The organism is Xanthomonas sp. D-36-1 (genome assembly GCF_017746155.1).
GTDB classification, from domain to species: domain Bacteria; phylum Pseudomonadota; class Gammaproteobacteria; order Xanthomonadales; family Xanthomonadaceae; genus Xanthomonas; species Xanthomonas cissicola.
On the sequence record NZ_JAGHWR010000109.1, the window covers coordinates 1 to 4,283 of the forward strand.

4 protein-coding genes are annotated in these 4,283 nt (G+C 58.5%); 3 read left to right on the forward strand and 1 reads right to left on the reverse strand.

Annotation, left to right across the window (positions count from 1 at the left end):
• Positions 1 to 96 precede the first annotated feature (96 nt).
• Positions 97 to 609 carry a DUF4011 domain-containing protein gene (locus tag J7367_RS21050; protein WP_244672356.1) on the reverse strand — a complete coding sequence of 171 codons (513 nt, stop codon included), beginning with the start codon at positions 607 to 609 and terminating at the stop codon, positions 97 to 99.
• A gap of 117 nt (positions 610 to 726) precedes the next feature.
• Between J7367_RS21050 and J7367_RS21055 the strand changes: the two genes are divergently transcribed.
• The 3 genes from J7367_RS21055 to J7367_RS21065 all read left to right on the forward strand — a co-directional run bounded on the left by J7367_RS21055 (position 727) and on the right by J7367_RS21065 (position 4,267).
• Positions 727 to 1,473 (forward strand): abortive infection family protein, encoded by a 747-nt coding sequence (locus J7367_RS21055; RefSeq protein ID WP_057664198.1) that lies wholly within the window; start codon positions 727 to 729, stop codon positions 1,471 to 1,473.
• Between the two features lie 105 nt (positions 1,474 to 1,578).
• On the forward strand, positions 1,579 to 2,475 hold the full coding sequence (locus J7367_RS21060) for a hypothetical protein (protein WP_057664201.1): 897 nt from the start codon (positions 1,579 to 1,581) through the stop codon (positions 2,473 to 2,475).
• 22 nt (positions 2,476 to 2,497) lie between these two features.
• Positions 2,498 to 4,267: a hypothetical protein gene (locus J7367_RS21065; protein WP_244672358.1), complete on the forward strand. Its 1,770-nt coding sequence runs from the start codon at positions 2,498 to 2,500 to the stop codon at positions 4,265 to 4,267.
• The last annotated feature ends 16 nt before the right edge of the window (positions 4,268 to 4,283 follow it).

The following is a 4,283-nucleotide window of genomic DNA, read 5'->3' on the forward strand; positions in this document are numbered from 1 at the left end:
TCTGTGAACCGGGAAATTCCCGCGGAAAGCGCCAGAAATGGCGAAATTCCGAAGTTCCAAAAGCCACTCTTCGGAACGACGCCACCTTCCGCCCTGTCAGGTCTCGTTGTTCAGACCTTCCTTAACGCCTTGCTCTTCTTGGAGCGTGCGCGCATCGGTGTAAAGATCCAGCAAGCGCTTTTGCAAGCCCGTTGGGGTCAAACGCGTGGTTAGCTGCGCGTCCCAGTGCGCCTTAACACGCCCATTCTCGTCCAGTTCGAAATCGGGCTGTGCGATCAGCTCAGGGTCTTTCGGAGCCTCGTCCAGCAGAACCGCTTCATCGTCGTCATCAAGCTCAGGAAGCGCCCCGCCTTGCTTCGGGTCTTCTTTTCCCGCTACAAAGGTGAAGCGTTTTCCGTCAATGACCAAGATCTGATACATCGCCTTGGCCAGCTCATGGACAACCTCAATGGTCTTCGCGCGCCCCCCTCTGGGCGTATGAAGGAGTCGGTTGCGCGTGGACAGATCCAAAAGCTCCAAGCGGGCCTTTTCGATCTTGTCCTTAAGACCACCTGCCCCCCGGAGCGAAGAAGACTCTTCACCTGCCTGTGCCAACGCCGTCTGATCCATTGACTTTCCCCTGTTACGGGGCTCGGACGGGCGTCGAACGCCCCCTTCGCTGCCCCAAAGCGTCTGCCTATAATGCTCCCAAAGTGACGGGTGTTCCAGCGGATTAGGGGGTGATCTGTGGGCGAGTTGCGAAGCAGTGAGATTCACTGGGTGGTCCATCAATACATCGGTGTGGAGGGGGGCTACTTGGGCGATTTCTCCTACCGCACGCACCGAGAATTCTATTCGGCCTTCTGCGACCTGGACTTAGATCTTGATGCCTTCGACGGCAACACCACGCGCGAGCGATTTGTGGCCATCCTGAGTGGTGTGGAAGGACACCGACAAGCGGCCATTCTTCGAGGCATCGCCAAGAAGTATCCGCAAGGTGGGGAACACTTCCGGACGTCCCAGGCCTATAAAAAGCTTTTGGAGCTGGCCAGGAGATGCGCCGATGGGCTTTCAGTGCAAGCGAGCAGCCCAGCCATCACGAGCGATATCTTGAAGCGCGCCTTGGCTGACGCCAATACGCTGATCCGAAGCGCGGGCCCTACCCATGCGGTTGATCGCATTCACACGGCGCTTCACGCTTACCTCAAAGCGGTGTGTCACGCCCAAGGGATCGAAGCACCAACAAACGCCACGATCACCAACCTATTCACGATTCTCAGAAAAGAGCACCAAAGCCTGCGAAACTTGGGCAGCCAATCGGACACGATGAACAATGTTCTGAGGTCGCTGAGCAATGTCATTGACTGCCTCAATCCGGCTCGCAACCACGGCAGCTTGGCTCATGCCAATGAGAGCTTGCTGGACAAAGATGAAGCCATGCTCGCGATCGCCGCCAGGACCGTGTTTCAGTATCTAGACAGCAAGTTTTCCTGACGATTGATGAGCTATCTGGCTTCGCTGCACGCAGTCTACGCAAGGCGTGTGCCGCCTCGGTAAGCTAGCATCACTAAGAGGATTGACCGCAAGGAACGCCTTCGCATGCCCCCGTCGTTGTCCCCCTCCTTGAAAGTCTTACCGTCCCAATGCAAAGCCTGGCTCGACCGGGCCAAAAGCGCGGGCGACATCGATCGCTACACCCAGGCCGTCGAGGAGCATCTCAAAGCCACCGGACCGTTGAGCCCCAAGGTCGGCACTCAGCTGGGGCGGATCAGCCACTTTTGGAGTGTGGCTGCGTGTGATGCCTACTTCCGCGAAGACTTAGCAGAGCTTGCCCGGTTCTTCTGCTGGACGATCGAGAGTCGCGCCCTGCTTCTGCGCTGGGACGCGGTGCACAGCCAGATGCATCCCGAACTAGGGAATTGGCCGCAGGAGTATTCGGATAGCCTGCGAGCAGCTGGGCCCTCCGTCTTGTCCGACTGGGTGACGGGCAAGGTCTGCACACAGCGCTTCTTGGAAATGGCCGAAAAGGACGAGCAACTCAATACGCTCCCGCAGTCCCGGCGTATTGCCCACAACACGCACGATGTGTTCCTGATCGGACTGCTGTCGGAAGGCTATGGTCTTGCCACCCACTTCGAGTCTCGCAAACCACTGACTGCGCCCTACCAGGCAGTCCTAGACACCTGGAAGAGCCAAGATCAAGATGCGTTTGCAAACGCCACAGGCGAGGCTGCTGACTTTCATCTGAGCCGAAGCAAAGCGAGCACAGGCTCAAAGACCTACGAGTTTGATCGCGACTTCGATCGCGTCTTCCCGATCGAGCTACTTGCTGTGCTGGCCTTTCGTCGGCGTGATGGTCTGCCTGAGTTCCCAAGCGGCCATGCCTTGATAGATGGGCCGTGGTCGCTGATCAGGGATCTTGCCTGCCCACCGCCATCCCCACTCCTCGCTGCCGTTCTGGCGCGCGTTGAAGAGGATTACCCGCTTTTCCGTTAGCTCATGTCGAAAGGATTCACGCATGAACGCACCCAATCGTCCCAAAGACTCCGCTGATCTTGCCGCCCTTGCCATGGCAACCGACGCCAATGGCCAAGTTGATCTGACCGCGCTCGAAGCACACCGCCTGATCCTGAACAACCAGACCATCCAGGGTCTTGATGCGCAAGGCTTGGTCAACTCGATCACGCGCTCCCCTGCCTATGCCGATCCAAAGGGTCGCGAGGAAGTCGGGACGCTCATTGACGCAATTTCCAAGCGCTTGCCGCCAGCGGACGCAATGCGCTTTGATAAGGCGCTTGATGCAGCCAATGTCAACGAGTCGTGGGCTGAGCGGAACTTCGAGCGCTATGTCCAGGAGCCGGTAGTTGCGGGCTGGGAGAGTGCCAAAGCGCGAGGGAGCGCGGCGCTCAACTGGACCGATGCTCAAATCAGCGACAACTTGGCGCAATCACGACGCTGGGCGCAGGAGGTCCGCGACAACCCCCAGAACAGCTATCTCGAACGCGCCGCTGGCGCGATCTCATCCGATCTGGCCGGGCGCGGCCAGGACAGCTATGGGGCGATGAAAGGTGCGACCAGTCATGGCCTCTCAATGTTGGGTGACACGGTCGATCTGGCCAAGTTCGCCTATGAGTTCAGAACCGACGAGAACTTTCGCAACCTGGTCATGGGTTCGGCATCGGTCTATGCCAACCAAGCCATCGATGATCCGGGCAAAGTGCCGCGCGACATCAAGAATGCCGCCGTTAGCGCCTGGAACGAGTGGGAAAAAGGCTTTGAGCAGGCCACGCGCGAAGGCAAGGAGCAGGAATACCTAGGCCAAGCCAAAGGTGCGGCGGCGATCGAAATTATCGCCACATTCGTGCCGGTGTCCAAGCTCACCAAGCTTGGCAAAGTGGCCAAAGTTGCCGATGGGGTCGAGGATCTTGCCGCAGATGCGGGACGAGTTGCAGGCCGAGCCGAACGCCATGTTGCAGGCGAGCTTGGCGAAGAACTGCTGGAACTCGCGCACGATGCCCGGCAGCTTCAAAGCAAGGGCGGGCTCGAAGCCAAGGGCGCTGACCTCATGTTTCATGGCTTGGCAGGCGTCAAACGCAGCCAAGGCGAACTCGGGGAACTGGTGGACGGGCTTCGCAAGTCGGGGCACCTGGATGGATTGCTTGACAGCGCCGCTCTGACACCCAAGGAACTTGGTTACTTGGCGCGGCAAGATATCAGCATGTTCAATGGCTCGGTGTCGTTTGAGCAAGCGATCACCAAGTCGGTGGGTGGACGAGAACTCTCGGCATTGACCCGAGCAGAGACCGGCGACATTGGTGAAGCAATCGTCTCGCATCGACTGGCTGAGCAAGGCTATCGCGACCTGGTCCCGATCCAGAACAATTCTGGCCACGGCAACGACCTGGCCGGCTTCAATCCTGAAAGCGGACGCTGGGAAGTCATTGAAGTCAAAGCGTCTGTCATCGGCGCTGCCAAGGATCAAGTGGGTGATCCTCAACGCCTGATCACCGCGCGGCTTGAAAGAGCCATCGAAGGTCGGGGCCACTGGGATGCGAAGAACGTGTGGGAGCAAGAGGCCAAAGCGACGGCTGAGCGCCTCATTGACAATCACTTCGATGAAGCCACGCGCCAATTGGATATCGACTCGAAGTGGGCACGAGTGAACCTGGAAAAGGATCCAACAACCGGCCACATCCGAGGTGAACCCCAAATCGAACGCTGGCAAACGCCGGCCGAGCGAGCTTTGGAGCGATCAAATTCCCCCACTTCCACCACTCTCGGGCGGTAATCCCCCCACTTTTAGC

Coding starts and splice junctions, on each gene's coding strand:
- J7367_RS21065 (WP_244672358.1), top strand. CDS start 2,498: ATGAACGCACCCAATCGTCCCAAAGACTCCGCTGATCTTGCCGCCCTT.
- J7367_RS21050 (WP_244672356.1), bottom strand. CDS start 609: ATGGATCAGACGGCGTTGGCACAGGCAGGTGAAGAGTCTTCTTCGCTC.
- J7367_RS21060 (WP_057664201.1), top strand. CDS start 1,579: ATGCCCCCGTCGTTGTCCCCCTCCTTGAAAGTCTTACCGTCCCAATGC.